Origin of the sequence: Streptococcus sp. 2100 (assembly GCF_013276335.1) — a bacterium.
GTDB classification, from domain to species: Bacteria; Bacillota; Bacilli; order Lactobacillales; family Streptococcaceae; genus Streptococcus; species Streptococcus pseudopneumoniae.
Map to the genome: position 1 here is coordinate 1 of NZ_VMKV01000023.1, position 26,618 is coordinate 26,618.

33 protein-coding genes and 2 pseudogenes are annotated in these 26,618 nt (G+C 37.8%); 10 read left to right on the forward strand and 25 right to left on the reverse strand.

Features of this window, described 5'->3' with window-relative positions:
* Window positions 1–117: 117 nt before the first annotated feature.
* The 4 genes from metG to HT669_RS04185 form a co-directional block, all read right to left on the reverse strand.
* The gene (metG, locus tag HT669_RS04170) at window positions 118–2,115 is read right to left on the reverse strand and encodes a methionine--tRNA ligase (RefSeq protein ID WP_172928388.1); all 1,998 of its coding nucleotides are present in this window, start codon (window positions 2,113–2,115) and stop codon (window positions 118–120) included.
* A 123-nt stretch (window positions 2,116–2,238) separates the two neighbouring features.
* Window positions 2,239–3,498, reverse strand: coding sequence for an ABC transporter permease (locus tag HT669_RS04175; protein ID WP_172928387.1), 1,260 nt, complete (start codon window positions 3,496–3,498; stop codon window positions 2,239–2,241).
* A 1-nt stretch (window position 3,499) separates the two neighbouring features.
* Window positions 3,500–4,201 (reverse strand): ABC transporter ATP-binding protein, encoded by a 702-nt coding sequence (locus tag HT669_RS04180; RefSeq protein WP_000811473.1) that lies wholly within the window; start codon window positions 4,199–4,201, stop codon window positions 3,500–3,502.
* Window positions 4,185–5,378: an efflux RND transporter periplasmic adaptor subunit gene (locus HT669_RS04185; protein ID WP_172928386.1), complete on the reverse strand. Its 1,194-nt coding sequence runs from the start codon at window positions 5,376–5,378 to the stop codon at window positions 4,185–4,187. The genes HT669_RS04180 and HT669_RS04185 overlap by 17 nt, the downstream gene beginning before the upstream one ends.
* A 287-nt stretch (window positions 5,379–5,665) precedes the next feature.
* Here HT669_RS04185 and gor point away from each other — a divergent pair, with 287 nt between their 5' ends.
* Window positions 5,666–7,012 carry a glutathione-disulfide reductase gene (gene gor, locus HT669_RS04190; protein WP_172928385.1) on the forward strand — a complete coding sequence of 449 codons (1,347 nt, stop codon included), beginning with the start codon at window positions 5,666–5,668 and terminating at the stop codon, window positions 7,010–7,012.
* 165 nt (window positions 7,013–7,177) lie between these two features.
* Here the strand turns inward: gor and HT669_RS04195 are convergent, their stop codons facing one another.
* The 4 genes from HT669_RS04195 to HT669_RS11495 all read right to left on the reverse strand — a co-directional run bounded on the left by HT669_RS04195 (window position 7,178) and on the right by HT669_RS11495 (window position 10,669).
* On the reverse strand, window positions 7,178–7,678 hold the full coding sequence (locus HT669_RS04195) for a hypothetical protein (RefSeq protein WP_000727307.1): 501 nt from the start codon (window positions 7,676–7,678) through the stop codon (window positions 7,178–7,180).
* Complete coding sequence (locus tag HT669_RS04200) at window positions 7,675–8,298, reverse strand: ATP-binding cassette domain-containing protein (protein WP_000151031.1); 624 nt, start codon at window positions 8,296–8,298, stop codon at window positions 7,675–7,677. The genes HT669_RS04195 and HT669_RS04200 overlap by 4 nt, the downstream gene beginning before the upstream one ends.
* On the reverse strand, window positions 8,295–10,277 hold the full coding sequence (locus HT669_RS04205; protein ID WP_050223635.1) for a hypothetical protein: 1,983 nt from the start codon (window positions 10,275–10,277) through the stop codon (window positions 8,295–8,297). The genes HT669_RS04200 and HT669_RS04205 overlap by 4 nt, the downstream gene beginning before the upstream one ends.
* Window positions 10,278–10,342: 65 nt before the next feature.
* Window positions 10,343–10,669, reverse strand: coding sequence for a hypothetical protein (locus tag HT669_RS11495; protein ID WP_078929959.1), 327 nt, complete (start codon window positions 10,667–10,669; stop codon window positions 10,343–10,345).
* Window positions 10,670–11,106: 437 nt separating this feature from the next.
* Between HT669_RS11495 and HT669_RS04210 the strand changes: the two genes are divergently transcribed.
* Complete coding sequence (locus HT669_RS04210; protein WP_000709036.1) at window positions 11,107–11,643, forward strand: biotin transporter BioY; 537 nt, start codon at window positions 11,107–11,109, stop codon at window positions 11,641–11,643.
* Between the two features lie 150 nt (window positions 11,644–11,793).
* Here HT669_RS04210 and HT669_RS04215 read toward each other — a convergent pair whose 3' ends face one another.
* Entirely contained in the window at window positions 11,794–12,009 is a 216-nt protein-coding gene (locus HT669_RS04215; RefSeq protein WP_000807422.1) for a YdbC family protein, read from the reverse strand.
* Between the two features lie 97 nt (window positions 12,010–12,106).
* Between HT669_RS04215 and HT669_RS04220 the strand changes: the two genes are divergently transcribed.
* Window positions 12,107–12,427, forward strand: a complete 321-nt coding sequence (locus HT669_RS04220) for a hypothetical protein (protein ID WP_001216099.1) — start codon at window positions 12,107–12,109, stop codon at window positions 12,425–12,427.
* A 30-nt stretch (window positions 12,428–12,457) separates the two neighbouring features.
* Here HT669_RS04220 and HT669_RS04225 read toward each other — a convergent pair whose 3' ends face one another.
* The 6 genes from HT669_RS04225 to rpsP all read right to left on the reverse strand — a co-directional run bounded on the left by HT669_RS04225 (window position 12,458) and on the right by rpsP (window position 15,830).
* On the reverse strand, window positions 12,458–12,796 hold the full coding sequence (locus HT669_RS04225; protein ID WP_001196049.1) for an ATP cone domain-containing protein: 339 nt from the start codon (window positions 12,794–12,796) through the stop codon (window positions 12,458–12,460).
* A gap of 11 nt (window positions 12,797–12,807) precedes the next feature.
* Window positions 12,808–13,527 carry a tRNA (guanosine(37)-N1)-methyltransferase TrmD gene (gene trmD, locus HT669_RS04230; RefSeq protein WP_000686926.1) on the reverse strand — a complete coding sequence of 240 codons (720 nt, stop codon included), beginning with the start codon at window positions 13,525–13,527 and terminating at the stop codon, window positions 12,808–12,810.
* Window positions 13,517–14,035, reverse strand: coding sequence for a ribosome maturation factor RimM (rimM, locus tag HT669_RS04235; RefSeq protein WP_001105899.1), 519 nt, complete (start codon window positions 14,033–14,035; stop codon window positions 13,517–13,519). The genes trmD and rimM overlap by 11 nt, the downstream gene beginning before the upstream one ends.
* 30 nt (window positions 14,036–14,065) lie before the next feature.
* Window positions 14,066–14,854: an alpha/beta hydrolase gene (locus tag HT669_RS04240; RefSeq protein WP_101514543.1), complete on the reverse strand. Its 789-nt coding sequence runs from the start codon at window positions 14,852–14,854 to the stop codon at window positions 14,066–14,068.
* Window positions 14,855–15,298: 444 nt separating this feature from the next.
* The gene (gene kphA, locus HT669_RS04245; RefSeq protein ID WP_000379621.1) at window positions 15,299–15,538 is read right to left on the reverse strand and encodes an RNA-binding protein KphA; all 240 of its coding nucleotides are present in this window, start codon (window positions 15,536–15,538) and stop codon (window positions 15,299–15,301) included.
* Window positions 15,539–15,557: 19 nt separating this feature from the next.
* The gene (gene rpsP / locus HT669_RS04250) at window positions 15,558–15,830 is read right to left on the reverse strand and encodes a 30S ribosomal protein S16 (RefSeq protein WP_000268760.1); all 273 of its coding nucleotides are present in this window, start codon (window positions 15,828–15,830) and stop codon (window positions 15,558–15,560) included.
* A 177-nt stretch (window positions 15,831–16,007) separates the two neighbouring features.
* Between rpsP and HT669_RS04255 the strand changes: the two genes are divergently transcribed.
* A complete protein-coding gene (locus HT669_RS04255; RefSeq protein WP_001084631.1) occupies window positions 16,008–16,208 on the forward strand; it encodes a hypothetical protein in 201 nt (66 codons plus the stop codon).
* 82 nt (window positions 16,209–16,290) lie between these two features.
* Here the strand turns inward: HT669_RS04255 and HT669_RS11045 are convergent, their stop codons facing one another.
* The 4 genes and pseudogenes from HT669_RS11045 to HT669_RS04275 all read right to left on the reverse strand — a co-directional run bounded on the left by HT669_RS11045 (window position 16,291) and on the right by HT669_RS04275 (window position 18,394).
* Window positions 16,291–16,512 (reverse strand): hypothetical protein, encoded by a 222-nt coding sequence (locus tag HT669_RS11045; protein ID WP_023935822.1) that lies wholly within the window; start codon window positions 16,510–16,512, stop codon window positions 16,291–16,293.
* A 466-nt stretch (window positions 16,513–16,978) separates the two neighbouring features.
* Window positions 16,979–17,386: pseudogene (locus HT669_RS04265) on the reverse strand (helix-turn-helix transcriptional regulator); the annotation flags it as partial.
* 43 nt (window positions 17,387–17,429) lie between these two features.
* Complete coding sequence (gene cadX / locus HT669_RS04270; protein WP_000711082.1) at window positions 17,430–17,768, reverse strand: Cd(II)/Zn(II)-sensing metalloregulatory transcriptional regulator CadX; 339 nt, start codon at window positions 17,766–17,768, stop codon at window positions 17,430–17,432.
* 11 nt (window positions 17,769–17,779) lie between these two features.
* The gene (locus tag HT669_RS04275; RefSeq protein WP_000615747.1) at window positions 17,780–18,394 is read right to left on the reverse strand and encodes a CadD family cadmium resistance transporter; all 615 of its coding nucleotides are present in this window, start codon (window positions 18,392–18,394) and stop codon (window positions 17,780–17,782) included.
* 28 nt (window positions 18,395–18,422) lie between these two features.
* Between HT669_RS04275 and HT669_RS11050 the strand changes: the two genes are divergently transcribed.
* The 6 genes from HT669_RS11050 (at window position 18,423) to HT669_RS04300 (ending at window position 21,808) form a co-directional block, all read left to right on the forward strand.
* A complete protein-coding gene (locus HT669_RS11050; RefSeq protein WP_078374329.1) occupies window positions 18,423–18,596 on the forward strand; it encodes a FanG protein in 174 nt (57 codons plus the stop codon).
* A gap of 414 nt (window positions 18,597–19,010) precedes the next feature.
* Entirely contained in the window at window positions 19,011–19,589 is a 579-nt protein-coding gene (locus tag HT669_RS04280; RefSeq protein ID WP_101514410.1) for a DUF3796 domain-containing protein, read from the forward strand.
* 2 nt (window positions 19,590–19,591) lie between these two features.
* A complete protein-coding gene (locus HT669_RS04285) occupies window positions 19,592–19,816 on the forward strand; it encodes a helix-turn-helix transcriptional regulator (protein ID WP_023940487.1) in 225 nt (74 codons plus the stop codon).
* Window positions 19,817–20,144: 328 nt separating this feature from the next.
* Window positions 20,145–20,306 carry a hypothetical protein gene (locus tag HT669_RS04290; protein ID WP_101514409.1) on the forward strand — a complete coding sequence of 54 codons (162 nt, stop codon included), beginning with the start codon at window positions 20,145–20,147 and terminating at the stop codon, window positions 20,304–20,306.
* 403 nt (window positions 20,307–20,709) lie between these two features.
* A complete protein-coding gene (locus tag HT669_RS04295) occupies window positions 20,710–20,922 on the forward strand; it encodes a hypothetical protein (RefSeq protein ID WP_031222800.1) in 213 nt (70 codons plus the stop codon).
* A gap of 82 nt (window positions 20,923–21,004) precedes the next feature.
* Window positions 21,005–21,808 carry a peptidylprolyl isomerase gene (locus tag HT669_RS04300; RefSeq protein WP_000731905.1) on the forward strand — a complete coding sequence of 268 codons (804 nt, stop codon included), beginning with the start codon at window positions 21,005–21,007 and terminating at the stop codon, window positions 21,806–21,808.
* Between the two features lie 55 nt (window positions 21,809–21,863).
* Here HT669_RS04300 and HT669_RS04305 read toward each other — a convergent pair whose 3' ends face one another.
* From HT669_RS04305 to HT669_RS04330, 6 genes and pseudogenes are all read right to left on the reverse strand, one after another.
* The gene (locus HT669_RS04305; protein WP_101514408.1) at window positions 21,864–23,405 is read right to left on the reverse strand and encodes an ABC-F family ATP-binding cassette domain-containing protein; all 1,542 of its coding nucleotides are present in this window, start codon (window positions 23,403–23,405) and stop codon (window positions 21,864–21,866) included.
* Window position 23,406: 1 nt separating this feature from the next.
* On the reverse strand, window positions 23,407–23,889 hold the full coding sequence (locus tag HT669_RS04310) for a VanZ family protein (protein WP_000976714.1): 483 nt from the start codon (window positions 23,887–23,889) through the stop codon (window positions 23,407–23,409).
* Window positions 23,889–24,954: pseudogene (gene rlmN, locus HT669_RS04315) on the reverse strand (23S rRNA (adenine(2503)-C(2))-methyltransferase RlmN). The gene HT669_RS04310 and the pseudogene rlmN overlap by 1 nt, the downstream one beginning before the upstream one ends.
* Window positions 24,955–24,974: 20 nt before the next feature.
* Entirely contained in the window at window positions 24,975–25,505 is a 531-nt protein-coding gene (locus HT669_RS04320; protein ID WP_001224342.1) for a YutD family protein, read from the reverse strand.
* Between the two features lie 156 nt (window positions 25,506–25,661).
* Complete coding sequence (sodA, locus tag HT669_RS04325) at window positions 25,662–26,267, reverse strand: superoxide dismutase SodA (RefSeq protein WP_050208028.1); 606 nt, start codon at window positions 26,265–26,267, stop codon at window positions 25,662–25,664.
* A 124-nt stretch (window positions 26,268–26,391) separates the two neighbouring features.
* Window positions 26,392–26,618: hypothetical protein (locus tag HT669_RS04330; protein ID WP_172933638.1), on the reverse strand; the 227-nt coding region annotated here is incomplete at its 5' end.

The window sequence follows — 26,618 nt, forward strand, 5'->3', positions numbered from 1 at the left end:
ATCTACAACCTCAAAACTGGTTTTGAGCAACCTGCGGCTAGCTTCCTAGTTTGCTCTTTGATTTTCATTGAGTATAAATAAAAAAACAGAACTAGTCTGAACTAGTCCTGTCTACTTTTACCCAATCACACTTCCATTTGGTACAGCTGGATCAACTGTAAGAAGGGTTAATTGTCCATCATGTTCAGCTGAGAGAATCATCCCTTGACTGACATATTTTTTCATCATCTTACGTGGTTTGAGGTTAGCAACGATTTGAACTTTCTTGCCGACCAATTCTTGTTCGTTTGGATAGTATTTTGCAATTCCTGAGAGGATTTGACGATCTTCACCATCACCTGCATCTAGGCGGAATTGAAGCAACTTATCAGAACCTTCTACTTTAGACACTTCTTTGACTTCTGCGACACGAATTTCAACCTTGTCAAAGTCTTCAAACTTGATTTCATCCTTGTTTAGTTTGAGTTCGACTTCGTCTGGATTCCATTCTTTTTCGACAGCTGGCTTGTTGCCTTCCATTTGTTCCTTGATATAGGCGATTTCTTCTTCCATATCCAGGCGTGGGAAGATTGGTGTTCCTTTGGCAACTACTGTTACACCCTCAGGGAAAGCAGCCAAAATCAAGTTTTCAAGACTAGAAACTTCTGCTAAGCCAAGTTGAGTCATAACCGCACGACTAGTTTCCATCATAAATGGTTCAATCAAGTGAGCGACGACACGAAGGCTGGCTGCCAAGTGGCTCATAACACTTGCCAATTGGTCACGAAGAGCTTCATCCTTGGCCAAGACCCATGGTGCGGTCTCATCGATGTATTTATTGGTACGAGAGATCAAAGTCCAGACTGCTTCAAGCGCACGTGGATAGTCAACTGCTTCCATGTGTGTATGGTAGTCTGCGATTGATTGTTCTGCAACCTCAGCAAGAGCATTATCAAACTCTGTTACACCCTCTACATAGGCAGGGATTTGTCCATCAAAATACTTGTTAATCATGGAAACAGTACGGTTGAGGAGGTTGCCAAGGTCATTAGCCAATTCGTAGTTGATACGGCCTACATAGTCTTCAGGAGTGAAGGTTCCGTCTGAACCAACTGGAAGGCTACGCATGAGGTAGTAACGAAGTGGATCTAGTCCATAACGCTCTACCAACATTTCAGGGTAAACGACATTCCCTTTAGATTTAGACATTTTACCATCTTTCATGACAAACCAACCATGGGCAATCAAACGATCAGGTAATTTAACATCCAACATCATAAGAAGGATTGGCCAGTAGATGGAGTGGAAACGAAGGATGTCTTTTCCTACCATGTGGAAGACTGTTCCATTCCAGAACTTGTCAAAGTTACTATGTTCGTCTTGACCGTAGCCAAGAGCTGTCGCATAGTTAAGAAGGGCATCAATCCAAACATAGACAACGTGCTTAGGATTTGATGGGACTGGCACACCCCATGTAAAGGTTGTACGAGAAACTGCCAAATCCTCTAAACCTGGCTCAATAAAGTTGCGAAGCATTTCATTCAGACGACCATCTGGAGTGATAAATTCAGGATGGGACTTGAAAAAGTCTACCAAACGGTCTTGGTATTTGCTGAGGCGAAGGAAGTATGATTCTTCGGATACCCATTCAACCTCGTGACCTGATGGAGCAATACCGCCAGTCACATTTCCAGCTTCATCACGAAATACTTCCGCAAGCTGGCTTTCTGTAAAGAATTCCTCATCTGAAACTGAATACCAACCAGAGTATTCACCCAAGTAAATATCATCTTGAGCAAGCAAGCGCTCAAAGACCTGTGCGACAACTTTTTCATGGTAGTCATCCGTTGTACGGATGAATTTATCGTATGAGATATCTAGTAATTGCCAGAGTTCTTTGACTCCAACTGCCATCCCATCAACATAAGCTTGAGGTGTGATGCCAGCTTCTTCAGCTTTCTGCTGGATTTTCTGACCATGCTCATCAAGACCTGTCAAATAAAAAACATCGTAACCCATCAGGCGTTTGTAACGTGCTAAAACATCACAGGCGATGGTTGTATAGGCAGATCCGATATGCAGTTTTCCAGATGGATAGTAAATCGGCGTTGTAATATAAAAATTCTTTTCAGACATAATTTTTCCTTTCCAGGCAAATGAAACCTGTTTTTCTAACACTTCATTATATCACATTTTTAAGGATTTTCGATAGGGAAATCCATACAAAAACAAGATAGACGAGTGTCCATCTTGTTGATCTTATTCATAACGAAGGGCTTCAATTGGATCAAGTTTCGATGCCTTGTTGGCTGGCAAGACCCCAAAAATCATACCCACACTAGCCGAAACTGCAAGACTAAATAGGGCAACTGGGATTGATACTCCAACTTCTATACCTTCTATTAAACCTTGCAGTAACAAACCTGCTAAGGCAGTTAAACCACTTGCAATTGTCAAGCCAATTAAGCCACCTAACAAGGTCAAAATCATGGATTCAATCAAAAACTGAATTAAAATATTGGCACGTGTTGCGCCCAAAGCCTTACGAAGACCAATCTCACGAGTGCGCTCTGTCACCGAAACCAGCATGATGTTCATGACACCAGTTCCTCCAACAAAGAGAGAAATCCCTGCGATGGAACTAATAATCGTCGTCATAAAACTAAACGATTGTTGAATTTCTGCAAATACAACGGACTCATCTGCCACCTGGTATTCTCCCTGTTGTAAGCCTGCAAGCTCTGTCATTTTTCGTGCCAGTTCTGGACCCAGAGTTGGGGTTAAACTGGTATCATTCACTCGAAAAACAATACTAGCTATTTCATCTACATTAAAATTCGCAGCAAGGGAGATATTGGTAGTAATAGGCAAGCCACCAAACCCATATATTTTTGACCTTTTAGCCTCCGAACTAGTATAAACCCCAATGACCCGGTAACTAAATCCATTGACTTCTACAACCTTGTTAATAGCCTCTTGAGGAGATTCAAATAAACTAATGGACAATTCCTCATCTAGCAAAATGACACTTGCAAACTCTTTGAAATCTTGCTCTCTCAGACTACGACCTGCAATAATTTCATTCTTAACAGCGTCCATGTAAGTTCTGTTTCCACCTGTCAAATTAGCATTCTCAACCTTTTTATCTTGATAGGTCAAGATGGCATTCGTTGAATTGGTTACATAGTAACTATCCACTCCCTTGAGTTTGGCTGCCTCTTGGACCCAGGATTCTTGCGGTTTTGGCGGTTCAACAGGAATTTCCTCTTCCTTTCCAGAAACCGTAAAAGCTGATTGTTTCTGAGTAAAAGACCCATCTTTACTTTTTTTAGGAGAGAAGAAGACGCTAATATTTTTCTGAGATTTGGTCATATCTTTATTAACTTGACGAGATAGGGAATCTCCCAAAGCCATAATCACAACAACTGATGAAACACCGATAATAATCCCAATCATGGTAAGCAAAGAACGCATCTTGTGAGCCATGATAGATGAAAAGGCAAATTTCAGATTCTGCATCTTAGTTTTCCTCCTTTCCTAACTGAGCACTGTCAGATGAAATGACTCCATCTCGAATGATAATCTGACGTTTAGCATAGGCAGCAATCTCAGGCTCATGCGTTACCATGATAATGGTTTTTCCTTCTTTGTTCAAGTCAACCAATAGTTGCATAATTTGATTCCCTGTTTTGGTATCCAAGGCTCCTGTCGGTTCGTCCGCTAGGATAATAGAAGGATTGTTTACCAAGGCACGAGCAATAGCCACACGTTGCTTTTGACCACCAGATAATTCCGAAGGCAAATGGTGACTACGTTCTGTCAATTCAACCTTGTCTAAATACTCCTCAGCCAACTTGCGCCGTTTTGAAGACGAAACTCCTGCGTAAATCAAGGGCAATTCTACATTTTGCAGAGCATTGAGCTTCGATAGAAGAAAGAACTGCTGAAAGACAAAACCGATTTGTTGGTTACGAACCTTGGCTAATTGTTTTTCACCCAGTCCAGCCACTTCTTGGCCTTCAAGATAATACTCTCCACTGGTTGGTGTATCCAACATGCCAATCGTATTCATCAGAGTGGACTTCCCAGAACCAGATGGTCCCATGATGGCAACAAATTCACCCTCATTCACTTCTAGATTGATGTTTTTGAGAACCTGCAGTTCTTGGTCACCATTGCGATAGCTTCTGCAGATATTTTTTAGACTAATTAGTTGCTTCATCAGCCTTCACCTCTTTTCCTTCTTCCAAGGAAGATGTTGGATTACTGATGACCTTAGCGCCATTTGTCAAACCAGAAGTGATTTCTTGATTTTCTGCGTCAGCATTTCCCAATGAAACCTCAACTTTTTTAGCCTTTTGTTGTTCATCCACAATCCAGACATAATTTTTACTATCATCCATTACTAGACTGCTGACAGGAACAAGAATAGCCTTGGTTTTGCTTTTAACCTCAATGTTGACAGAAAAACCTTGTTTCAAATCACCAACTTCGCCTGTCACATCAATAGTATAAGGGTATTTAGAACCTGTATTAGCCCCAGCTGCTGGACTAGCTGCTTCACCATTGTTTTTAGGATAGTCAGAAATATAGCTTAATTTCCCAGTCCATTTTTTATCAGGATATACTTTAGAAGTAAAGCTTACTTCTTGACCTACAGAAAGGTTGGCTAGATTGTACTCAGACAATTCTCCCTTGACTTGTAAATTTTCATTGCTGACAATATGAACCATAACTTGACTCGCCCCTGTTGGAGATTTAGAAACATTGCTATTGACTTCGACTACAGTTCCCTCTAGGGTACTGAGAACAGTTGTTGCATCCAATTGACTTTGAGCCTTGCTTAATTGCGCTGCAGCATCTGCACGCGCATCACGGGCATCACCCAATTGAGCGTCAATAGAAGCAAGAGAATTTCCAGCAACTGGAGTTGGACTTTGCACCGTTACATCTTCTCCTCCTGCTGGTGCAGGTAACTGGGGAGCTGAAGCAGCTTCATTTCGTGCTTGGTTGAGTTCGTTGATATGACGGTCTGCCTTCGCAACTGCTCGACTCGCTGAATCATAGGCCGCCTGGGCTTCTGAACTACTGTACTTGACTAAAGCCTGCCCTTCGCTGACCTTATCCCCCACAGAAACAAGGATTTCGTCTAAATCTCCCTTGCTAGCATCAAAATAAACGTATTGTTCATTTTTTGCCGTTACTGTTCCTGATAATAAAACAGAGGATGCCACGCTTCCTTCCTTGGCAACAACAAGATGAGTAGGTTCATCTTTTACAGCGGTTTGCGAGGGTTGTCTAAAGAGTAAAATCCCCCCGGCACCCAATACAACTACACTCGCAGCACCGATGGATGCATACAGTTGCCACTTTTTAGCTTTACCATTCTTTTTCTTCATAATGAAACTCCTTTTCTTTTTTACAATACTTTGCTATTATACCAAATTTCCCTCCAGCAAACAATGCAGTTCAGATGGAAATAATGACAGTTCAGGATTAAACAATCGTTCGGAAATCCTCCTTTTCTATTGTACTAGTTATATGATACACTATCTTGACTTATTTGGCAAGCTTTTTTGCAATTTTTTGTGCGTAGCAGATTTTTGCAATCAAATCAAAAAAAAGATAGAATATGACTATCAAAAAATGACACTCGACTATTTAAAAGAGTACAAAGGAGTTTTCAATGAGAGAATACGATATCATCGCTATCGGTGGAGGTAGCGGAGGAATTGCCACCATGAACCGTGCTGGTGAACATGGAGCCAAAGCGGCCGTTATTGAAGAAAAGAAACTAGGTGGAACCTGTGTCAATGTCGGCTGCGTTCCTAAAAAAATCATGTGGTACGGGGCGCAAATCGCTGAGACTTTCCATCAATTTGGAGAAGACTACGGCTTTAAGACTACTGATCCTAACTTTGACTTTGCTACCCTACGTCGCAATCGTGAAGCTTACATCGATCGCGCTCGTTCTTCTTATGATGGCAGTTTTAAACGCAACGGCGTAGAGCTGATCGAAGGTCATGCTGAATTTGTAGATTCTCATACTGTCAGCGTAAATGGTGAACTGATTCGTGCTAAACATATCGTGATTGCTACAGGTGCCCATCCAAGTATTCCTAATATTCCTGGTGCTGAGCTAGGTGGCTCTTCTGATGATGTATTTGCCTGGGAAGAACTTCCAGAGTCAGTTGCCATTCTAGGCGCTGGTTATATCGCCGTTGAATTAGCTGGCGTACTCCACACTTTTGGTGTCAAGACAGATCTCTTTGTTCGCCGCGATCGTCCTTTACGTGGTTTTGATTCCTACATCGTTGAAGGTTTGGTCAAGGAAATGGAAAGAACAAACTTACCACTTCACACTCACAAAGTCCCTGTCAAGTTAGAAAAAACTACTGACGGCATTACCATTCATTTCGAAGATGGTACTAGTCACACAGCTAGCCAAGTTATCTGGGCTACAGGCCGCCGTCCAAACGTTAAGGGCTTGCAACTTGAAAAAGCTGGAGTGACTCTGAACGAACGTGGCTTTATCCAAGTGGATGAATACCAAAATACTGTTGTTGAGGGAATCTATGCTCTAGGTGATGTAACAGGTGAAAAAGAACTGACTCCAGTTGCTATCAAGGCTGGACGTACTTTATCTGAACGTCTCTTTAACGGAAAAACAACTGCTAAAATGGATTACTCAACTATTCCAACCGTTGTCTTTTCACACCCTGCTATCGGAACTGTTGGCTTGACAGAAGAGCAAGCTATTAAAGAATACGGTCAAAACCAAATCAAGGTTTACAAATCAAGTTTTACTTCTATGTACTCTGCTTGCACCAGCAACCGTCAAGAATCCCGTTTCAAACTCATAACAGCTGCTTCAGAAGAAAAAGTTGTCGGACTTCATGGAATTGGCTACGGCGTTGATGAAATGATTCAAGGATTTGCTGTTGCTATCAAAATGGGAGCAACCAAGGCTGACTTTGATGCAACTGTGGCGATTCACCCAACTGCATCTGAAGAATTTGTAACCATGCGTTAATCGAAACAAAAGAAGCAAAGCAAAAAACACTTCTAAATATCAAAAAGCGAGTATTTCCGTAGTTGGAGATACTCGTTTTCTTATGTTTTATTTTATAGTATGTTGAAGTAAGATATGCAAAAATCAATTAACAAACCATAGCAAAATACAAGGATTATAATACAATCATTTATTCTTTTCTTTAAAAGATTCATATATTTTTTTATATAATTCTTTTATATCTTTTTTCTGAGAATTCAACTCTTCTTTACCGTAGTCAAAGTTTGCTACCACAAATCCCGCGCCATCATCAGAAAAAGTAAAAAATTCTATTTCAATTAGTTTATTATGCTTAGAGTCCTCTATGGTGTCTCCTAAACCATTATTGAATTTCTTCACTTCTTCTTCACGAACTCCGAACCCCGTAGCAGCTCCATTTGCAATGATGTTTGAAAATACTTCTTCTGAAGATGATACTTCTTTCACAGTTATGAAGTATATAGCTTCTTCCGTTTCTACTTGTCTCACTTTATTCCATTTTTCTGTATCACTAGAAGAAAGCGTATAGATTGTTAACTCTACCGTTGGCTTATTGATATTTTCTTTTGTAATCATTTGTTTTCCAAAAAAGAAAATGGCGAGTACCCCAGTTACAAAGATCAAAGCAATATAAATTTTCTTTTTCATAACTTATACCCTATATCTTTCATGTCAATTATCACATCAACTTCGTTATAGACAGCTGGATCATGCGTCGCTATAATGACATATTTATCTTCAGCTATTTCATTCAATAATAAGCGAATGATTTCTTTTCCAATCTCACCATCTAAAGCTCCTGTGGGCTCATCTGCTAAGATAATTTTACGTGGCTTCGTTAACATTCTGGCAATAGCTACACGTTGAGCCTGCCCTCCAGACAATTCATATATTTTTTGATGTAAATAGTCACTTGACAGTCCTACTTTTTCAAGTACGTCAGTTATTGTTTTTTTGTCTTTAGTGATAAGGCTCAGATTATCATATACTGTTTTGTTATCTATTAAAGAATAATTCTGAAATACATATCCAACAGTATTTTTAAAAAAAGTTCTTTCTTTTATCTTCCAAATATCTTGTTTATCAACTAAAACATTCCCACTGTCAATTTTTTCTAATCTTCCTATAATATTAAGAAGGGTACTTTTACCGGAGCCAGAACCTCCAATCAATGCATAGCTTTTTCCAGATTCAAATATTAAATTTAAGTCTGTAAAGATCTTCTTTGAGCCGAAACTTTTTGAAACGTTCAAAAGGTCAATTGTCATGATTCATCTCCTTTTAAAATTTTAGTGTAGCTTTCAGATAATTTTCTAAAACTCATTATGATTGACAACATCAAAACTAGCAGAGAAGCCGCTCCAATATATAGCAACTCTATTTGCCCTGTCACAAGAAATGTAAATAGAATAACCATTGTAATAGTCATCATAAAATATTTGAGACTTGAAATTGCTATATATGTTTTTGAAAGACCCAAAATGATTTTTTTCACATATTCATTCTGTTTTAGAGTAATAAAAAGTTGGACATATTGATAAATGAGTATAAAGATAATGCTGTAAATTATCTTCTGCAAGATTTGTGAAAGTAAAATTTGGTGCTCTAAGGATTGAATCTTTAATTTCACAATTTGGTAAACATCTACTGGATTCATTGAGAAATTCAACGGGACAGTCATCTCATTTATTTTTTTTACCGCTTCAGGACTAAAAAGAGATTTATATAGTATGTTACTAGCCAAAGAAAACTTATTATTTTCCATCATTTTGTCTGTATCTAACACAACAACTATATTATCTTTGCTATCTGCTAGACTTGCCATTGGTAAAATATCTTTATTTTTATGATCGATATCAGCATCCTCATTGAAATAAAAAATTTTATTACCATCAGGAATTATTTGTACTGCAAGCTGTTCTTTTGTATAGTTTGTTCCAATAAATTGTTCTGCTACAACTGTATTCTCAATAGATTTCTGGTTTTCTTTCCACTTCTCAGGAATATAAATGGTTGCTATCTTATTATCTAAAAGATGATAGTTTGTTCCATTCACTTTATTTTGTAGGTTAGCACCTGTTTGATTAATATAAATCAACTCTTTATTTATTTCTGGATTCGTTATTCCGTCATTTTCTAATTGTTTAGAAAAGTCTTCTAAAACATGAGATGTTTTCATAAAATCTGGAACATATGCCGAAGATCGTTCAATATATAAGAAATCTAAGTTTTTTAAGGCAGCAACTATCTGTAGATACTGACCATCTGAATCACTAACTTCTCCATTTTTAGCAGAGTTACTTTCAATTCCAAGGAACTCAATCCTTCTCCAGTCTTTTACTGTGTCCCACGGTACTAAATTCTGTATTTGTATGTTCATACTAGATTGACTACTCTTTGTTTCTTGTAAAAAAACTCCTGAGACAAGGATAATAATCGAAATAATAGCAAGCCATACGACAAAAATAAGCTTGTTTTTTGCCTTGTTTTTGATAATTTCAATGGGCTTTTCAATCTGAATCGTCGACCAAAATAAAACAAAGGTGATGAGATCAATGATTTGAAATAGTATAAAATTCGTTAAAAGCAGAGAGAAAAATAACTTAGAACTATAAGTGAAGAAACCATTTCCCAAAAAAGAACTGTAAGAAATCATCAATAAAGCCATCATAATCAGTTCAAAAATAAGAGAAATCACATACTCTCTTCTAAGATCGTATACAGGCAAGCCCAAAGAACGTCGTATCACTCCTTCTTTGATCTGCCTCGTCCTAACAACAAATAAAACAACTAATAAAGTTAAGTAAATGGAACCCATTAACAGTATTCTTAAAGTTCCAGTGAATTGTAATATTCCTCCTATATACCAAGGATAAGCCATATAGACTGTTTGTAGTCCAGTCATCGTAAGTGGTTTCAAACTGTCTACATCCATTTTCCCAAGGGTGTAATACATCCCTACTATTGGTGCTGACTTTAATTGTTCATTATTTACATCATCAAAGTTTACATACTTCAACTGACCCGAACTCTGAACGATTGGCTTGTAAATGGTAACCTTTTCCGTTTTTGATAAGTCACGAACCATTTCATATATTTCGTTATTAGAAAGATTACTTTTCCCTTGAATAGAGAAAGCACCATCAATTGGTAAAGGTATGGGGATTTCGGTATCACTAATAGTGACCAGACCAATTGTAGCAATCAAACAAAAGAAGAATCCAATGATACATAATTTTAATTTCATAAGCAATTACCATATTACAAAAGACCCTATTTTATAATTGGGTCTCCTGTTTTCATAAATTATTTTTAAAATCTATAATAATCCCAATATGCATTTAAGCGAACATCGTTCCAAGATTTTGTTGCACTTGAATATGCCCATCCATAATCTTTTTTATCCTGAGCTTTAACTGTTCCCCAAAAATTCGTTACTGAAGATTTTGAACCAATATTATCTGGAGACTTAACAAAGTAATTCGAATAACCATAGTTATCATTTACACCATATTCCCATACATCAATAATCGGATATGGAGCAGGGTGTGCTGTAGTTGCACTAACAACACTAGCTGCAGTAGCAAAGCTAAAACTGAAAACACTTGCAGCTAGAAAAACAGATGCTTTCTTATTAATTCTTTTTTCATTTTACTTCTCCTTGGATTAAAATATTTGATGAAGACTAAGTAATAGTCCCCTTTTTAGTCCCTCCATATTACTTTAATATGAATTGATTATATTTAGGTTTTTAATCACCGTTATGGTATCTAGAGTCGTTAAAATATCTCATAACTACCCCTCCTTTTAAAATTGGACACATCTAAATGCATCCGTTTACATTTTTAATATAACACTTATTTTTTACTTTGTCAAATATTTACTAGTATATTTTTTATTAATAAAATAGGATTATCTATACAGACAATTTTCTAATCAACAAAAAAATTATCCAACTTAACCAATAAGCAAAATCGGCTGTTACAGTTTTTGTTACCTTGTTTTTAAAAAATGGTTGACATCGACTCCTATATGAGTATAATAGTTACTATACATTAGAAAAGAGGTTAACTATTTTGAAAAAAGCTCACGTTTATGCTATCCCTGCTATTGGGGCTGCTCTCATTGCTGTTTTGGCACAAATCAGTCTTCCAATTGGACCTGTTCCCTTCACTCTGCAAAACTTTGCAATCGGCTTGATTGCTACTGTCTTTAGACCGAGAGAGGCTGTACTTTCTGCTGGACTCTATCTTCTTCTAGGTGCTATCGGTCTTCCTGTCTTTGCAGGAGGTGGAGCTGGTTTTCAGGCTTTAGTTGGCCCTACTGCAGGCTATCTTTGGTTTTATCTCGTTTACTCTGGACTTACTTCCTCTCTAACCAACAGCAAGAGTGGTGTTGTTAAGATTTTTCTTGCAAACCTCTTGGGTGATGCCCTTGTCTTTGTCGGCGGGATTCTCAGCTTGCATTTCCTAGCTGGAATGGCATTTGAAAAAGCTCTTGTTGTGGGGGTTCTTCCCTTTATCATTCCAGACCTTGGCAAACTTCTGGCTATTAGTTTTATTAGCCGTCCCCTACTTCAACGCCTTAAAAATCAGGCTTACTTTACTAACTAAAAAAGGATATCGAGTTATCATGACTCAATATCCTTTTTTTATTTTGAAAACTTATACTCAATGAAANNTGTTTTGAGGTTGTGGATGAAACTGACGAAGTCAGTACGGCAAGGCAAAGCTGATGCGGTTTGAAGAGATTTTCGAAGAGTATTAGTTGCCTTTAAAGGCATCCACCATCGTTTGAAATTCTTCATTTGAGAGAGTAATCCCTTTGCCCATTTTAGTATGGTCTGGACTCCAAGCACGAATATCAAACTTTGCAGGGGCACCATTAAAGCTCACACGGTTAATTTCCTTGGTCCAACCTTTTTCGTTTTCAGAAAGAGTCAACAAGTGCTCTTCGATTTCAAATGTAAATTCTGCCATTTTCTTCTCCTTTTTTAGTTTCATTAGTTTATTCGTAAAATCTTGTAGATTTTAGGAAAATTTTATATAATATTGATATAAAAGAAGGGAGGCCAATATGAGACATAAATTCCAGCAAGTTCTAGATAAAATACATGATTTTTTAAATGGACATGACCAACCTGACCAGACTGAAACCAACTCCCTTACAGCCACTATTGAAGAGGCTATCCAGAAACAAACCGCTGTTCACCTTATCTTGTCTGAGACAAGCTTTACAGGTGATATCATCAAATATGATCAGCAAGGCCAGCAAATTATCGTGAAAAATTTTGCCAAAAATGTGAGCCGGATTATCCGTATAAGCGATATTCAACGCCTGCGATTTGTCCCCTCAACTGTCCAAACAGCCCAAAAAAATAGATTTAAGAAAGAGTGAGATGTAGTTGCTTCATCCCACTCTTTTTTCTTAGCGAATTTGTTCAAAATGTAAATGAACTGCAATATGATCTCCATAACCACTTCTTTCCAAGTCACGTTGTAAACGATAGGAAATGTAGTGTTCTGCAATGGTAATGTAACCTGCGCCCAATAAACGATGTTCAACCATAGATTGAATCATACTGATAGTCGCACGTTCCACCTTGGCTTCTTGTAAATCCAAAACTACCTTCTTAGTGACTTGAGCAAGATTTTGACGCAAATCATCTGTCAAAACATAAACAGTTTGGGCTGCCTTCAAGATGGCTTGGTAAATCTTATCTGGATTAAATTCAGCAATTTCGCCATTACGTTTGATTACTTGCATAGGTTTCTCCTTTATTCTTTGTTTTCTTTGATTTCTGCCAGCATTTTTTCTTCTTCTACTGTCAGTTGATAATGTTCAAGTAAATCCGGTCTGCGCTCGTAGGTTTTCTTTAAACTCTCGTACAATCGCCACTGACGAATCTTTTCATGGTGGCCACTCATCAATACATCTGGCACGACCATGCCTCGATAATCATAGGGACGTGTGTACTGAGGATATTCTAAAAGACCTGAAGAAAAACTATCATCTTGGTGGCTAGACTCCTTGCCAATCACTTCTGGAATCAGGCGAACTGTAGCATCAATCATGGTCATAGCTGCCAATTCTCCACCAGTGAGGACGTAGTCGCCTAGGGAAATCTCATCTGTTACCAAGGTCTTAATGCGCTCATCATAACCCTCATAGTGCCCACAGATAAAGATTAGCTCTTCCTCTTGAGCCAAATCTTCAGCATAAGCCTGATCAAACTGCTTTCCAGCAGGATCGAGGAGAATAACGCGCGGATTTTTCTTTTCAATAGCATCAAAGGAATCGAAAATAGGTTGTACTCTGAGCAACATGCCCTGACCGCCTCCGTAGGGCTCATCATCTACATGACGGGCCTTTTCAGCATTTTCTCGAAAATTATGATACTGGATATCCAAGAGCCCTTTTTCTCGAGCCTTTCCAACGATTGAGTGCTCCAGTGGAGAAAACATCTCTGGAAAGAGAGTTAAAATATCAATCTTCATCGTCTAACCCTTCTAAGATTTCCACATCGACCCGTTTATTTGGAATATCAACATTGAGAACCACTGGTGGGATATAAGGTAAAAGCAAATCACGTTTGCCTTTTCGTTTGACCACCCAGACATCATTAGCACCTGGTTGCAGGATTTCCTTGATGGTTCCAACCAAGCTATCACCCTCATAGACTTCCAAACCGATAATCTCGTGATAGTAAAATTCACCATCGTCTAGGTCATTCAAATCTTCCTCAGCGACCTTGAGACTGTATCCCTTGTACTTTTCGATAGTATTGATATGGTACATATCTTTGAATTTAATAATGTCAAAGTTCTTCTGTTTACGGTGGCTAGCGATGGTCACTGTTTGGACAAACTGATCTTTTTCATCAAACAAAGCCAGCTCAGCTCCTTTTTTAAACCGTTCTTCTGCAAAATCCGTCACAGACAAGACTCGCATCTCACCCTGTAATCCCTGCGTATTAACGATTTTCCCAACATTAAAGTAGTTCATCTTGTCTCCTGTAATCTCCTTTTTTCCATCTTATTCTAACAATTCTCGAATAATAGCCGCAATTTTTTCCGATTCTGACCATTGTAAATAATGGTGATTCCCTCCTAAAATGAGTTTAGTATTGGAAGTCCAATATTCTGATTCTCTGTACTCTTTTTCTCTATAAGGCTGACAAAAAACAAATACAGGAATATGAGCTTCTATAGATACATCCTCAAAATCTTCCTCAGTAATCTCTCCAGATATCTGAAATTCTGGATCTTGATTTTCCAACTCTAAGCCTTTTTCTTGCATTAATTCCCAGATTTTTTTATTCGTTTCAGGACTAAATGTTGCTTGAGTTAAGTTCTTAAAATAAAGTTCAGGACCACACTCGTCAATCAGCCTCATCTGCTCTTCCATTTCTGGATAAGGATTTTCTGAAAAATCAGCAAACATGACTTTTTTAGTTGTCGGTTCAATTGCTACTAAAGTCTGACGCTTAATTGGTTTCTCGAGTAATTTGCAAGCTAAAATTCCACTCCAACTATGTGCACAAAGTATATATTCAGAAATCCCTAATTCTTCAAGTACTTCATAAACCGCATCTGCAAGATTATCTAGATTTTTTCCAGCTTGGTCATGAATCGGACTCCTACCTGTGTTCGGAAAATCAATTGTCAAATAACCAATTGTAGGAGGAGGTTTTTCAAGTATAAGTGAAAAATTTTCATAACTTGGTAGCAAACCTGCTCCGTTTAGACAAACTAGCACTTTCTTTTGATTTTGATAAGTAACAGAGAGACTACCAATTTCTGTAGATACTTCAAACCTCTTCATAAAGAAATCCACTCATTCTATATAATGAATTATTAAAAATCCTTATCCTTTATTTTATCACGTTCCAAAGATTTTCTCAAGTTGGAGAAAAAAGACACTATAGATAGTATCCCTCTAAAAATCCTCGTAACTTCTCAAAGTAACTTCCATCTCTCCCAAAACTGGAAGTTACTCTAAGACGACTTTGTTTTAGGGCTATTTGTCGTGCACTTTTTTCTGAGTCTTTTCGCTTTTGAACCCTTATATATCAAGAAAAAGAAAATCAGTGGAAGTTAGTCTCAGACGGATTCCCACTGATTTCACGCGTTTTTCTAATACTAAAAGCTAGGTTGTGGGAAACTAGAAGTTAGTTTGGGAATTTACCCTCTAAAAAACTTTCCAAATCCTGATGAGGATATTTTACACTTCTCCACACAAAAAAGCGAGACATCCGTCCCGCCCTTCTTATTTTTCGTCAATAACGATTCTTACTTTTTTGTATTCAGTTGGGACAGAGTAGACAATCGTTCTTATCGCAGAAATAGTGCGACCCTTACGACCGATTACACGACCCACATCGCTTTGATCAAGATTCAAATGATATTCCAAAAACTCTGGTGTATCTTCAATCTTGATAGTTAAGGCATCTGGTTGTGAAATCAAGGGTTTCACAATCGCAATAATGAGATTTTCAATCGTATCCATCTATCAACCTACTTTAAACTTATTTTGAGAATTTAGAATCGTGGAATTTTTTCAATACGCCTTCTTTTGAAAGGATGTTGCGAACTGTATCTGAAGGTTGAGCTCCATCAGCCAACCATGCAAGAACGCGGTCTTCTTTCAAAGTTACTTGGTTTTCAGCAACAAGTGGATTGTAAGTTCCAACTGTTTCGATGAAACGTCCGTCACGTGGTGAACGTGAATCTGCTACGTTGATACGGTAGAAAGGTTTTTTCTTAGAACCCATACGAGTCAAACGGATTTTAACTGCCATTTTTAAAGTCTCTTTTCTTATTTTTTATTTCGGTGAAATAGCTGAGCTATTTAGCACATGTTCTATTATAGCAGATTTCTAACAGGTGTCAAGAAAAAAACTTGACAGACTATAAAATTTTTAAACCATTTAGAAATTTGTTAGAAGTAGGAAATAAATGTTTGAAAGAGGCTATCCGTGAATAGTATTTTAGAAATATTTTATAAAGAACACCAAGTCAAACCCTTCATCTCTCCTGAACGTGATTTGGATGCTTGGCTCCTAAATCCTAAGCCCGTTCCCAAACGAAATATGGACTTATTGGCAGATGATTCGCTGGCAGGTGATATCATTCTACTATGGAGAATACAGTTTGGAACTTTTACCACCGAAACATGATTTTAAAAACTCCCATTCGAATATGATTCAAAATTCGCTTAAAATCAATGTTTTCCCACTTTTTCAGAAAACAAATTTTCATCTAATTTAAATAACTTTCAATTAAATGGTATGAATTTTGCTTAAAATCATCAAAAAACACCCCATGGTGTGAACCATAATACTCTTTGAAAATCTCTTCAAACCACGTCAACGTCGTCTTGCCGTAGGTATGGTTACTTACTTCGTCAGTCTTATCTACAACCTCAAAGCAGTTCTTTGAACAACCTGCGGCTAGCTTCCTAGTTTGCTCTTTGATTTTCATTGAGTATAAAGTGTTGTAAATACTGTATTGTAGCTAGTTCTTAACCTTTAGAGAACTGGCTAGCTTTACGAGCTTTCTTAAGATCTGGTTTGGAAAGTATAGATTTCAATTAGACTAAAAACAGCGAAATATCAAGGATTTTAAAAAAGATATCTACTAATTAATTTATAAAATATGAATTAATAGATTCTAAATAGGGGAATAGTTTAGGTCTGTAAAAGATTAAATAATTTCTATTTTAGCTGTTAGAAACGTTGGTACATCAATGTTTTTAGAATGCTACATAATAAAAGGTAGAGTAAATAGTAGAGTAGTTATTGCGTTAGTTCAGCAATCTTATCGATATAAAGATTAACAGATTCTAACTTTCTTTGCGGTGCTAACTCGGCGTATGTGTCCATTGTTGTTGAAATTGATTTATCTTTTTTGATTTTTTAATGACCTTTTTGCCATTATGGATAATTTTTTCAGTTTCATCAGAAATCAAAAATTTTTTTCTTTGAATATTGAAATTTGCGAATGTCTTGGAAAGTCTAAGACAGCTAGATTGTATAGAAATTAAGTCATCATCCGACAAAGAATTCATTCTTTTATTTACAGTTTCCAAATCTCTAAATAAAATAGAGCCGAAGCAGTGGTAAAACATATTTTCAACAAGCTTGGCAATATCTCCAAAAATAATTTCTTTATAGTCTAAGTCGGTTTGAGTATTCAAATAAAGCAATATTGAAGTGGTAACTTGTTGCTTTTCCTTTTCAACTTGACTAACTTGACCTGCATTGCTTAGTTCGCTTTGTGTAATATTGTGTTTTTTTCTTAAATTTTTGATACGAGTAGGTAGTTCATGTGAATAATTTTCTTCAAAAAATTTCATATACAATCCCCCTATAATCATGGAAAAGTAGTAAAAATAGTTGTTATCCTAGTTGATTAAAAAAATCTCTGATTTCCTCATCTTTTATAAAATAATATATAATTTTCCCATCTCTTCTAGTGTCCAAGATGTTTTGATTGGCTAGTTTACGAAGATGGTGGGAGGCAGATGCCATACTGAGATTTAGTAAACAGGCTATATCACAGACACAGAGTTCTTCAACAGCAAGGAGATAAAAGATGATATTTATCTGTTTATTATCGGTAAACTTTGATAAAATACGAAGTGATTTTTGGACTTTTTCCTTTTCAAGGTAGTTCGTCGCGGTTGTAACATTTTGTTGATTTATAATATTCACTTGGCAAATACTATCTTTTTTCATATTTTTTTCTCCTAGCCGAACACAGTCCTTAGCATGTCAAAGCTGTTGTTTTCAATCAGAATATACATCCCCAATCCTAAATAGACAACGGCAATAAACCATCTGCTATATTTTTCCAAAGTTTCTCCAACAGAAGGGACTTGTGCCAATTTTTGGGCAGAAAAAACCAAGAAATAAATCATGACTAGAAAAGTAAGTAAAGTCACTATCAAATTCGCTAAATTTAAGGTGGTAAAATATGGGACAAAGACACCAATATTGTCAGCGCCACAACTTGCAAAAGTAATCATAGCGACTAGAAAAATCAGGTTTTTATTGTCTTTTCGCAAACCATCTTTTGCAATAGCTTCTCCATCAGAATCTCCTAAAAGCAAAACTTTGAGGCCTAGGAAAATTGGAATCAAACCGAGTAAACCTAAAATCTCTTTACTAGGAATATAATTTAAGACAAATGCAAAAAGCAAACTTAGCAATATTAGACTAACAGAGCCTAGAAATTGTCCTAAATAGATGTTAATGATGTCTTTTCTGCTTTTTCTTTTGGCAAAAAATAACATTAGGATAATAAGTAAGTCTACGGCTGTCCCAGAATACAGGATTATTGAAGTAACAACATTTTGAATCATAAAACACCTCATTCAAATATATTTTTGAATGTATTCTAACATTAAACTTTGTAGATGTCAACTTAAAATCCACCAAAATATAGATAAGAAGTTAGTATACCAAATATTAAAAAGCCCTGCCATCGAAATGATAGCAGGGCTTAACTTCAATATCCAGATGATATATTTATCTAAAAAAGGTAGAGTTTTTATTGATTTGTAGTGCGATATAATGAGTTTCCAAAAATCAAAAATCGCTTAAAATCAGTATTTTGACATCTATTGACGTGTACTGAAATCCTTACTTAACCTCTGTAAAAATTAACTTCTACACCTACAAAGCTTATTCTGACAGACTTTATACAGTCTAAGAAAAAAAGTAGAGATTCATACAGTATCTAGATTTTTCAAAAATTCTTTATCATCAAATATTATTAACGAAACTATCCAAACCAAATCCGATGCATTACTTCAAAGAATTCTTTAGTTATTTGACTATCAAGGGCTTTTATTAAAAAATTTTTTCAAATAATTGCCACCTTGACACATAAATTCTTGCTTTCTAAATTTAAATGTGATATATTTATAACATGAAATTTAAGTGTTATATATTTATAACATAAAAAAGGAGTCTATCATGAAAAAAAGTCAAAAAATGCGTGGCCTCATTGCAATGATTGCCGTAGCTCTCTTTATTGATTTTATTGTTTTATTTGGTTCTAATCTTAGTTGGGGACCCAAGTTAGTTATTACTGGTATTTCAGTGTCAGGTCAAATTGTAGCTATTTGTAGCTGGCTACATAAGAGTCAGAAAGGTAAGGGAAAGATTATTTTTAACTTGTCTGCTAAGCTTTACACGATACTTGTGTCTGCAGCAAGCATTTTTTATACAGTAGGGTTTTGGGTTGCGACCCCAAGCGTAAGTTCTGGTATTAAAGAATGGATTTTAGGAATTGGACTCGTTATTGAAGTGATTGTATTTGGTTTTTTCTCTTTTAAAAATGTCAAGGAAACTCCGGACGAACGCTTTTATGCTAATTTAGCAAAGGCAGCTAGCTTGATGTTTGTTTTTATACTAGGCGCACTGATGATCCTATCAGTTATCATTGGGTATATGGAGGTTCTCACTCTTTACATGGGTCAGATATTTATTAGCATAGCTGCCTTGATTTGCATTTTTGCGGTTGTCTATTTTATCTTGGAACGTAGAGGATAAGCATGGCCAAAGAAAGCAATATTATTACTAATCTCAAATCTGTTCGTGAGTCCACAGGCATGACCCAGCAGGAGTTAGCCGACCGCATCGGCATTCGACGCGAGACAATTCTGCACTTGGAAAATAACCGTTACAATCCTTCGCTGGAAATGGCTCTTAAAATTGCTCAAGTTTTTAATCTAAAAGTAGAAGACCTCTTTGAACTCAGACAGAAAGAGGAAACATAATTCTTTTCGAGACCTACTATTAAGTTCATTGATTAATTAGGAATTGAAGCCAAAAGAAAAAATCCTTTGAAAATATGCTCTTTTAAAATATAGTAATTCTTTCGAATTAACCTTTACTAATTGTGATGCTTTACGAGCTTTCTTAAGATCTGGTTTCCTAAATACTTCGAGTACACTTATGGTATTGATGCTCCTAAGCATCTCAAAACTCTGGTAGAAAAAGGTTATGCTGTCCATTGAAACTGCTTTTTACTCACTTGACCATCTAATACGCTACCATAAAAAAAGAATATCCTAAAGAAGAAGGGAGTTACTGGACTTTCTAAAAATGAAGGCTACAAATTTGGACCAAGCCCTTCATGAGCATTTTTCAGAAGAAGAATTAGCTTGTCACTTTTCGATTCGCGGTTATAGACTAACTCCAAAAGGAGAACAAACACTCAAAGACCATCAAGCAATCATTGACCGTCATCCTAAAAAGAATCTTTAATCAACCAAGACAGGTTGATTTTTTTTGAAAAGAGTTTCTTGAAAAAATTTAATTATTTCACTTACGAGGAAAATTTTTTTATGATAGACTGATGTATAATCAAAAAGAATTGGAGACTATAATGCCTAGAAATTTTAAAGAAGCTCTTTTATTTACAACACTTATGTGTTCCATGATGGTACTCGGTATGTCCATGTGGAATCTTTTTATTGTTGGTCAACTTTCACTACATTATTTAGCCCTTGCTTACATCCCTGGCTTTGTCACAGCCTTTTTATTGGATGTCATCCCTGTGGGAGCAATCGTTAAGTCAATTGCCTTTCGTATCCTCAAGGACCATCATAAACGATGGCAGAAAATCATTACCATTTCTGGAGGAATGGCAGTTCTCATGGTCACTTTCATGTCCTTCTATGGACTTTTTTACAATGGCATTGCTATCACACCCAATACCTATCTAAGCGCCTGGCTCGTAAACTTTATTGCAGCTCTTCCTCTAAACTTCCTAATTGTCGGACCAATTGCCCGTTTTATACTAAGTTCTTTTCAGAAACCATTTACTGAGGAAGAAGTTGAAGATTTTCAAGATGATGATGAAATCCCAACTATTATCTAAGCCAGTTCTGTAAACTACTAACATTTGAAATCCCCTTCCTTTTAGGGTACAATGGTAGAAATGAATTTTTGAAAGGATCAGAATGAAAAAACTAGCAACCCTTCTTTTACTGTCCACTGTAGCCCTAGCTGGATGTAGCAACATCCAACGTAGTTTACGTGGTGATGACTATGTAGATTCTAGCTTGGCCGCTGAGGAAAGCTCCAAAGTAGCAGCCCAATCTGCCAAGGAGTTAAACGATGCTTTAACAAACGAAAACGCCAATTTCCCACAACTATCTAAAGAAGTTGCTGAAGATGAAGCCGAGGTGATTCTCCACACAAACCAAGGTGATATTCGCATTAAACTCTTCCCTAAACTCGCTCCTCTAGCGGTTGAAAACTTCCTCACTCATGCCAAAGAAGGCTACTATAACGGTATTACCTTCCACCGTGTCATCGATGGCTTCATGGTTCAAACTGGAGATCCAAAGGGAGACGGTACAGGTGGTCAGTCCATCTGGCATGACAAGGATAAGACTAAAGACAAGGGAACTGGTTTCAAAAACGAGATTACTCCTTATCTCTATAACATCCGTGGTGCTCTTTCTATGGCTAATACTGGTCAACCAAACACCAATAGCAGCCAGTTCTTCATCAACCAAAACTCTACAGATACCTCTGCTAAACTCCCTACAAGCAAGTATCCAAAGAAAATCATCGAAGCCTATAAAGAAGGGGGAAACCCTAGTCTAGATGGCAAACACCCAGTCTTTGGTCAAGTGATTGACGGTATGGATGTTGTAGATAAGATTGCTAAAGCCGAAAAAGATGAAAAAGACAAGCCAACAACTGCTATCACAATCGATAGCATCGAAGTGGTGAAAGATTACAATTTTAAATCTTAAAAACCAAAAAAATACAGTATCCACATTCGGTACTGTATTTCTTTTATCCTCATTCTTAAGTTAGCTTGTTAAAATCCCAGATTTGATCCATCCAGCCTTCATAGAAGTCTGGTTCGTGGCAGACCATAAGGATAGATCCCTTGTATTCTTTGAGAGCACGTTTGAGTTCATCCTTGGCATCCACATCCAAGTGGTTGGTCGGCTCGTCCAGCACTAAAACGTTGTTTTCACGATTCATCAAGAGACAGAAACGAACCTTGGCTTGTTCCCCACCTGACAAGACCTGAATTTGGCTTTCAATATGCTTGGTTGTCAAACCACAACGAGCAAGGGCTGCACGAACTTCTGCTTGGTTGAGAGCTGGAAAGGCATTCCAGACAGCCTCTAGTGGTGTTTGGCGATTACCGCCTTCTACTTCCTGTTCAAAGTAACCAAGTTCTAGGTAGTCTCCACGTTCAACCTCTCCAGCGATTGGTAGAATAATGCCCAATAGGGACTTCAAGAGAGTTGTTTTCCCGATACCATTAGCACCAATAATCGCAACCTTTTGATTGCGTTCGAAGGTAAGATTTAAAGGCTTAGTAAGAGGACGGTCGTAACCAATTTGCAAGTTCTTGGCTTGGAAGATAAAGCGCCCTGGTGTACGAGCTGGTTTGAAATCAAAGGATGGTTTTGGTTTCTCACTTTGGAGTTCGATAATATCCATCTTATCCAATTTCTTCTGACGAGACATAGCCATGTTTCGTGTTGCAACACGTGCTTTGTTTCGAGCCACGAAGTCCTTGAGGTCCGCAATCTCTTTCTGCTGACGTTCGTAGGCTGCCTCTAGCTGAGATTTCTTCATAGCATAAACTTCTTGGAACTGGTAGTAGTCACCAGAGTAACGCGTCAGCTGTTGATTCTCCACATGATAGACAATATTAATAACGTCATTGAGGAATGGAATATCGTGCGAAATGAGAACAAAGGCATTCTCATAGTTTTGGAGATAGCGCTTGAGCCAATCAATATGCTCAGCATCCAAGTAGTTGGTTGGCTCGTCCAACAGCAAGATATCAGGCTTTTCAAGGAGGAGTTTAGCCAAAAGCACCTTGGTTCTTTGCCCACCTGACAAAGAGGTTACATCCGTATCCATGCCAAAGTCCATAACACCAAGGGCACGCGCCACTTCGTCAATCTTAGCATCCAAGGTATAGAAATCACGACTCTCCAGACGGTCTTGAAGTTCGCCAACTTCTTCCATAAGAGCATCAACATCCGCTCCGTCTTCAGCCATTTCCATATAGAGGTCATTGATACGAGCTTCTGCTTTAAAAAGCTCATCAAAGGCCGTACGGAGAACATCGCGCACCGACTGCCCTTCAGCAAGGACGGAGTGCTGATCCAAGTAACCAGCGGTCACATATTTGGACCACTCAACCTTCCCTTCATCTGGCAACATCTTACCAGTCACGATGCTCATAAAGGTTGATTTCCCTTCACCATTAGCACCGACCAGGCCGATATGTTCTCCCTTGAGGAGACGGAAGGACACATCTTCAAAAATTGCACGGTCACCAAAACCGTGACTCAGATTTTTAACTTCTAAAATACTCATTTTAATTCCTTATCTTGTTTTTATATAATCGTTTATAAAGGAGCCAAGCCAGATAGCCACCCAAAGTGTTGGTCCACAAATCATCAATCTCAAAGACGCGATTGAAATCAAAGAAAAAGTCCAAGATTAATTGCGTACACTCGATTCCAAGACTCACAAGAAAACTAAAAAGAAGGACCTTTTTTATTTTCCGCAAGTTTGGAAGGAGATAAAGGAGTTGGAACATCAGAGGAAAAAGTAAGAACATATTAAGGATATTTTGTAAAAAAATCCAGCATAATTGTCCCATATCACTCACCTCACCCAGATTCCAGAGGGAGTTTAAAGGAGTCAAAAGAAAAACCAGGCTTCCAAGATGCTGAATACCTGGAGTTTCTACCCCCACGGGAGATTGTTCTTGAGGAGTAAAGCAAAAATAGACAATGCAAATGCTATAGAAAATGACTCCCCAGACCAAAATATGATTATAAGTCTTCTTCATCATTAAGGATTTACCGCTGCGACTGCCTTCTGGCGGTCACGTTTCATTGTGTTAGAGCGCAATTGTCCACAAGCTGCGTCACTATCTGTACCATGCTCTTGACGAACCACACAGTTGACCCCTTTTCTCTTAAGCGTATCATAGAAAGCCAACACGCGCTCTTTGGGACTACGGCTATATTGGTCATGCTCACTAACTGGGTTATAAGAAATCAAGTTTACATAAGACAATTTCTTGATGTTCTTGAGCAATTCAGCTAATTCCAAAGCTTGTTCTACGCCGTCGTTTACTTCATTAAGCATGATATACTCAAAGGTCACACGACGATTAGTTGTCTCAATGTAGTACTCAATAGCTGCAAAGAGCTTTTCAATCGGAAAGGCACGGTTAATCTTCATGGTACTTGAGCGCAGTTCATTGTTGGGTGCGTGAAGAGACACGGCAAGATTGACCTGAACCCCTTCATCAGCAAAGTCACGAATTTTATGGGCCAAACCTGAGGTTGAAACCGTGATGTGACGAGCACCGATAGCCATTCCTTTATCATCATTGATAGTACAAACGAAATTCAAAACATTGTTGTAATTATCAAAGGGCTCACTGATTCCCATGACAACGATATGGCTGACACGTTCATCCTGACCACGCTCATCAAAGTATTTCTGAACCAGCATAATTTGCGCTACGATTTCACCGTTATTGAGGTCACGTTGCTTCTTAATCAAACCAGAGGCACAGAAGGTACAACCGATATTACAGCCGACCTGAGTGGTCACACAGACAGATAAAACGTAGTGTTGACGTATGAGTACTGTCTCAATCAGCATTCCATCTGGCAATTCAAAAAGATATTTAACTGTCCCATCAGCAGACTCTTGCACAATACCTTGTTTCAAGGGATTGACCACAAACTGGTCATTAAGCTTAGCAATCAAATCCTTGGAAAGGTTGGTCATTTCTTCAATAGAGCCATTCCCAGATTTGATCTGCACGGAATTTCTTTTCTCCCTGCTCCAATACCCATTCCTGCATGGTTTGACGTGTTAAACTATAAATTGAGGGTTTCATTTCTTCTCCTTATTCTCTACTCACTTCTGACGAATGACAAAATGACGTTGTCCCTTGTCCTCTTTCTGAGAATGCTGGTCTTTCTGACGACGTCTATTTTTCTTATCTGCATTCGGTTTTCGTTTTGTTTGAGTCGGTTTCTTTCCTTTTCTAAAAGGCTGTTCTTCTTCCTTCTTACGCATTTTCTTGTCAAATGATGCTCGCTTAGGGGCTTCATTTTCTAAGACAAAATAGGCACAACCATAACTACAATACTCTAATAGGTAGTCTTGTAAACGACTGATTTTTTCAAGTTTTTCTTCTGTTCGGTCATCCTTGTAAAAACCTCGTAGGCGAAGCTGTTCGTTGCTCCAGTCTCCCACGATATAATCAAACTTGGTTAAGACTTCTGAAAAACGCTGATTAAAAGCCGTCACATCAAAGGCATCCTTGATATTTTCCACCAAGGAAAAAGCGATCCCTTCCGTTTCAACCTTGTCCCCGTGTAAATGAAACTCAGGACCAGGAAACTTGTTATAGTTGTATAATTCAGGTGCAATTTCTTTTCGCATAGATATCCTTTTTTCACGATTACTTAATACTTTATTCTACCATAATTTCTAGCAGTTAGCACGTTTCTCATAAAAATGAAAAAAATCTAACGATTTTGTCAGACCAGAATCTTATAACCTAAAAAAGAGAAGAACAATTCTTCCCTCCAACTATCATTATTTAGCAGCTGCGTACAATTCATCTACTTTATTCCAGTTGATTACTGAAAAGAAAGCTTTGATGTAGTCAGGACGCACGTTGCGGTATTTCACGTAGTAAGCATGTTCCCAAACGTCCAAGCCCAAGATTGGTTTTTTACCTTCTGAGATTGGTGTGTCTTGGTTTGCTGTTGAAGTCACTTCAAGTTTCCCTTCTTTGTTGACAACCAACCATGCCCAACCTGAACCAAAACGAGTTGTTGCTGCTGCAGTGAAGGCTGCTTGGAATTCTTCAAGTGAACCAAATGTTGCATCGATTGCTGCTGCCAGTTCTGCTGAAGGAGCTGTTTTCTCGGGAGTCATCAATTCCCAGAAAAGAGCGTGGTTCAAGTGTCCGCCACCATTGTTGATAAGTGCTTGACGGATATCAGCTGGGATAGATTCTACATCAGCAAGCAAGGCTTCAAGGTCTTCACCGATTTCAGGGTGTTTTTCTAAAGCTGCATTGGCATTGTTGACATAAGTTTGATGGTGTTTGTCATGGTGCAAATGCATTGTTTCCGCATCGATGTATGGTTCCAAAGCGTCGTATGCATATGGAAGTTCTGGTAAGATAATAGCCATCTGTAATACCTCTTTTTCTTTCTATATGAAAATGATAACGCAAACATTCACTTTTTTCAAGTTTTTTGCTTATAGATGAGGAAATCACTGAGATACTTTCGAATAATACTCTTCGAAAATCTCTTCAAACCGCGTCAACGTCGCCTTGCCGTAGGTATATGTTACTGACTTCGTCAGTTTTATCTGCAACCTCAAAACGGTGTTTTGAGCTGACTTCGTCAGTTCTATCTGCAACCTCAAAACGGTGTTTTGAGCTGACTTCGTCAGTTCTATCTGCAACCTCAAAACGGTGTTTTGAGCTGACTTCGTCAGTTCTATCTGCAACCTCAAAACAGTGTTTTGAGCTGACTT

Bases quoted from the DNA above. Each gene is read 5' to 3' on its own strand.
- cadX (WP_000711082.1), bottom strand. From the start codon at position 17,768: ATGAAAAAAGATAGTATTTGCCAAGTGAATATTATAAATCAACAAAAT.
- HT669_RS04205 (WP_050223635.1), bottom strand. From the start codon at position 10,277: ATGAAATTAAAATTATGTATCATTGGATTCTTCTTTTGTTTGATTGCT.
- HT669_RS04280 (WP_101514410.1), top strand. From the start codon at position 19,011: ATGAAAAAAAGTCAAAAAATGCGTGGCCTCATTGCAATGATTGCCGTA.
- gor (WP_172928385.1), top strand. From the start codon at position 5,666: ATGAGAGAATACGATATCATCGCTATCGGTGGAGGTAGCGGAGGAATT.
- HT669_RS04180 (WP_000811473.1), bottom strand. From the start codon at position 4,201: ATGAAGCAACTAATTAGTCTAAAAAATATCTGCAGAAGCTATCGCAAT.
- HT669_RS11050 (WP_078374329.1), top strand. From the start codon at position 18,423: ATGTATTCTAACATTAAACTTTGTAGATGTCAACTTAAAATCCACCAA.
- HT669_RS04200 (WP_000151031.1), bottom strand. From the start codon at position 8,298: ATGACAATTGACCTTTTGAACGTTTCAAAAAGTTTCGGCTCAAAGAAG.
- HT669_RS04285 (WP_023940487.1), top strand. From the start codon at position 19,592: ATGGCCAAAGAAAGCAATATTATTACTAATCTCAAATCTGTTCGTGAG.
- kphA (WP_000379621.1), bottom strand. From the start codon at position 15,538: ATGGATACGATTGAAAATCTCATTATTGCGATTGTGAAACCCTTGATT.
- HT669_RS04195 (WP_000727307.1), bottom strand. From the start codon at position 7,678: ATGAAAAAGAAAATTTATATTGCTTTGATCTTTGTAACTGGGGTACTC.
- rpsP (WP_000268760.1), bottom strand. From the start codon at position 15,830: ATGGCAGTTAAAATCCGTTTGACTCGTATGGGTTCTAAGAAAAAACCT.
- HT669_RS04175 (WP_172928387.1), bottom strand. From the start codon at position 3,498: ATGCAGAATCTGAAATTTGCCTTTTCATCTATCATGGCTCACAAGATG.
- HT669_RS04310 (WP_000976714.1), bottom strand. From the start codon at position 23,889: ATGATGAAGAAGACTTATAATCATATTTTGGTCTGGGGAGTCATTTTC.
- HT669_RS04185 (WP_172928386.1), bottom strand. From the start codon at position 5,378: ATGAAGAAAAAGAATGGTAAAGCTAAAAAGTGGCAACTGTATGCATCC.
- HT669_RS04300 (WP_000731905.1), top strand. From the start codon at position 21,005: ATGAAAAAACTAGCAACCCTTCTTTTACTGTCCACTGTAGCCCTAGCT.
- HT669_RS04320 (WP_001224342.1), bottom strand. From the start codon at position 25,505: ATGCGAAAAGAAATTGCACCTGAATTATACAACTATAACAAGTTTCCT.
- HT669_RS04215 (WP_000807422.1), bottom strand. From the start codon at position 12,009: ATGGCAGAATTTACATTTGAAATCGAAGAGCACTTGTTGACTCTTTCT.
- HT669_RS11045 (WP_023935822.1), bottom strand. From the start codon at position 16,512: ATGAAAATCAAAGAGCAAACTAGGAAGCTAGCCGCAGGTTGTTCAAAG.
- HT669_RS04275 (WP_000615747.1), bottom strand. From the start codon at position 18,394: ATGATTCAAAATGTTGTTACTTCAATAATCCTGTATTCTGGGACAGCC.
- HT669_RS04290 (WP_101514409.1), top strand. From the start codon at position 20,145: ATGAAGGCTACAAATTTGGACCAAGCCCTTCATGAGCATTTTTCAGAA.
- HT669_RS04220 (WP_001216099.1), top strand. From the start codon at position 12,107: ATGAGACATAAATTCCAGCAAGTTCTAGATAAAATACATGATTTTTTA.
- HT669_RS04240 (WP_101514543.1), bottom strand. From the start codon at position 14,854: ATGAAGAGGTTTGAAGTATCTACAGAAATTGGTAGTCTCTCTGTTACT.
- HT669_RS04295 (WP_031222800.1), top strand. From the start codon at position 20,710: ATGTCCTTCTATGGACTTTTTTACAATGGCATTGCTATCACACCCAAT.
- HT669_RS04225 (WP_001196049.1), bottom strand. From the start codon at position 12,796: ATGCAAGTAATCAAACGTAATGGCGAAATTGCTGAATTTAATCCAGAT.
- trmD (WP_000686926.1), bottom strand. From the start codon at position 13,527: ATGAAGATTGATATTTTAACTCTCTTTCCAGAGATGTTTTCTCCACTG.
- metG (WP_172928388.1), bottom strand. From the start codon at position 2,115: ATGTCTGAAAAGAATTTTTATATTACAACGCCGATTTACTATCCATCT.
- rimM (WP_001105899.1), bottom strand. From the start codon at position 14,035: ATGAACTACTTTAATGTTGGGAAAATCGTTAATACGCAGGGATTACAG.
- sodA (WP_050208028.1), bottom strand. From the start codon at position 26,267: ATGGCTATTATCTTACCAGAACTTCCATATGCATACGACGCTTTGGAA.
- HT669_RS04305 (WP_101514408.1), bottom strand. From the start codon at position 23,405: ATGAGTATTTTAGAAGTTAAAAATCTGAGTCACGGTTTTGGTGACCGT.